At 35.8% G+C, this 2,673-nt stretch carries 1 protein-coding gene; it reads right to left on the bottom strand.

The window, feature by feature from the left end; translation table 11 throughout:
* Nucleotides 1–2,673 (bottom strand): Ig-like domain-containing protein (locus tag NQ163_RS20415; RefSeq protein WP_268192162.1); only part of this gene is annotated, 2,673 nt, incomplete at both ends.

Genomic DNA, 2,673 nt, shown 5'->3' on the forward strand with positions numbered 1-2,673 from the left:
CTTTGATAATAGTAAGAGTTGCTTTTTCGGATGTTGCCGTTCCACAACTTCCAACTATACCAGTAACTTCACAATAATAAGTTTCACCATCAACTAAAGTGGTTTCGGTATAAGTTGCTGATGTAGCTCCAACAATTTCACCTGCACTATTGTACCACTGATAATTTACTCCTCCTTGCGCATCTCCTAAAACTGTAAAATCAACTGAAGTTTCAGTTTCACAAATTATTTTATCAGATGGATTTGTAACAGTTGGATTTTTATTTACCACTACATCAAATGATAGTGTTTGATTTCCACAACCCAAATCATTATACAGTTCTACTTTGTAAGTTCCTGCTTGTGTTAATTCAGCATTGCTAATACGGTAAGTAGGTTGATCCGACAATCTTGTCCCTGGTTCTGTTTCCTTATACCACTTGTAATGAATTTCATCTTCTCCTGCATTTGCGGTAACAAATAAACTTAACTCGTCATTTTCGCAAACTGTAGATGTTGCAGAAGATTGAGCTGTAATTACAATATTGTTTTTAACATCTAAATTAATAGAAACCTGATTATCACCACAATAATCAGAACTTACTTTAGCTGCATAAGTTCCGTCATCATAAGGACTTGCTGCAGGATTAATTACAAAATCAGTTGCAACTGTATTACCATCAGTGACTAAAGCTCCATCTTTCCACCAACTAATCCCATTATGTTCTCCTCTTTCTGTGATTTTTAACTCAACGAGGCCAGCGCATTTGTTTACGTTGTTATCAATGGTACTTAGTATTGGTTTCTCGTGAACTTCAACAAAATACTTTTTCTCCAAATTATCACAATTTCCAAGGCTTGTTACTTTTGCTTTGTAAGTATAAGTTCCTGGTAGATCGTGTTTACTTAATTGGACCTGATTTACATCTCCAAAACCAACTAGTGGATTATCAGCATCATTGGTCCAACTTACAGTATAAATATCTGCATCTCCATTCACTTCAATATTAAGAACGGGTTGTTCTCCTTGACAAATATGAATGGTTTCATCGGCAGGAGAAACTATAGAAACATGTTCGTGTACAATAAGCTCTCGTTGAATATTAACAACATCTCCACAAATTAAAGTAACTGCACAATAATATATTCCTGCATCATTAACTGTTACAGGATTAACGGTTAGTGAACCTGTTGATTCGCTTAAGATTGTTACATCTCCTGCTTTATTTTCAAAACGCCACTCAAAGTTTGGAGTTCCTGTATAAGCAATATCAATACGGAAATCGGTATCGCCAACACATTTTTCAATTGCAGTTCCTGTTGTAGAAGTAGTTGCTTTTTCAATACTTAAATTAGCTGTTGCTGTTTTTGAATTTCCACACTGATCGGTTACAATACATTTATATTCTCCTAAATCTGAATCCTGAACATTCGTTATACTCAAGAAGTCCTTATTTTCTCCTATAAGGGTTGTATTTGTATTGTCTTTCCATTCGTAAGTCAATTCCGACAAAAGTGAAACATCCTTTACTTCAACCACAAAGTCAACATCTTTTCCAATACAGGTAGCAACATCATTTATCGAAACCGCACCAAAATCAGGAATCAGATTCCATGTAAATTTATGAGTGAAATTATCACCAACACAATTTGGCACAGCAATAAACTCCCATGTCCCTTCGCTTGTTGTATTTACTTCGAATGTGTATGGATTTGTAATCACAATTTCAGAACCATCTGGTTTTATGGCCTTGTACTCAGCTACAGCTCCATTATCATCAAAAGTAACGGTTACATTTGTTGGACTACAGAAAGGACCGGTCGCGCTTTCAGTAATTCCATTCACAAGCATTTTGGGCACCACTGTTAAATTTGCTATAGATGACTTGGTATCACATCTGTTCGAAACTGTAACCTTGTACTCTCCCGCATCTGAAAGTTCTATTGGAGTTATAATTTTCTGAGCAGCATCTCCTTCTACATCAGTACCGTCTTTTTGCCATGAAAAATTATAGAATGATTCAGCTTGAGATAGTAAAACTGAAAAAATATGATTCCCATTTCCTTCACACAGATTGGCATCGTCTAAAGGATCGCTAATTGTAACATTAGGGTATATATCTAAATTATCAATTGGAATTGTGAGATCTCCGGTACATTCAACACTACCATCAACAGTTGTATAAACACTGGTTGCACTTACTGAATAGGTAAGATCTCTGTGAGCCATTGTTGCCGGAAATTTTAATATTGAACCTTGTTCAGTCAAATCTGTGGTTCCTTCTTTCCAATTGTAGACTATTGTTCCATTACCCGTTGCATTTGCAGTTAAAATAATATCCTTATTCTCACAAAGATCAGGGTTTACAGTTAATGAATTTAAAACTGGTGCAGACAATACTTCTAAGGTAACTTCATCAAATGCCAAACCGCATCCATTTTCAGCTTCGCACCTAACTACATAGGTTCCTGCATCATATCCGGAAAACACAAAAGGATTTTCCAATGAAACAGGATCATCTCCTCCATTTACATACCATTTAACCTGACCTGCATCACCTGTTACCAATGCATTTAAACTGGCAGATGTTCCAAAACAGAAATTTGTTTTGTCAGCATCAATACGAACTGTTGCAGGTTCATCTACTAGAACAGATAAATCAACATGTACATCATCTGTCGAAGTAGCACAAT

Origin of the sequence: Marinifilum sp. D737, assembly GCF_026672275.1 — a bacterium.
Classification (GTDB): domain Bacteria; phylum Bacteroidota; class Bacteroidia; order Bacteroidales; family Marinifilaceae; genus Marinifilum.